We start from the raw sequence: 603 nt of genomic DNA, 5'->3' as shown, positions 1-603 counted from the left end.
ACCCAGTGATCGACCCCTGACCTGAACACTGCTTCCAGGGGCTCAGAACTAGTCAACAATCAGCTCAATTTTTTCGGGAGGAAGCTTGCACTCCATGCACAGGGGGTAACCCTCGGAGTTCGTCAGCCCTGACGAATCGAACACATACAGATACGCGGCGTCGAGATTTTCGATTGCGCCCTGGTATAGTTTCAATTCGATCTGGTTATCAGACCATTTGACCGGGCGCTGGTTCTCATAGAGAGTCACCTGGTCAATGGTCGGAGCATTTCCTAACATAACGCGCTGCAAAGTATTGTCGATATAGATGTCATCCAAGTAGCTTTCCTGCAATCTGCCAACTTTACCGTTCAGGCCCATTAACGCAACGGTTGGGCTCCATTTGCCTCTGTAATCGAGAGAGGGGTCAATGGAGAAGCTTGTTAACTCACGCGCGTTAACGCTCAGCCTTACCCAGCCCTTTTGTGTATCCATTTCCAGTTCAAGGTGGTTCCATTCCCCACCGTTTACAGGAGCCGTGGACCAGTTAACGACCGAGCCGACAGTTTGATGCATTTGCGTCCAGGAAAACCGGATTCCCTCCTTGCCCCGGGGGTCTTCCCA

General features: G+C 51.6%; 1 protein-coding gene. It reads right to left on the bottom strand.

Features of this window, described 5'->3' with window-relative positions:
• Positions 1-48: 48 nt before the first annotated feature.
• Positions 49-603 (bottom strand): hypothetical protein (locus B2W52_RS19185; protein WP_286803925.1); only part of this gene is annotated, 555 nt, incomplete at its 5' end.

Source organism: Marinobacter sp. UBA2498 (genome assembly GCF_002341575.1).
GTDB lineage: Bacteria > Pseudomonadota > Gammaproteobacteria > Pseudomonadales > Oleiphilaceae > Marinobacter > Marinobacter manganoxydans.
The sequence above is the reverse complement of the archived record's forward strand: the minus strand, read 5'-3'. Positions and strand labels throughout refer to the sequence as shown.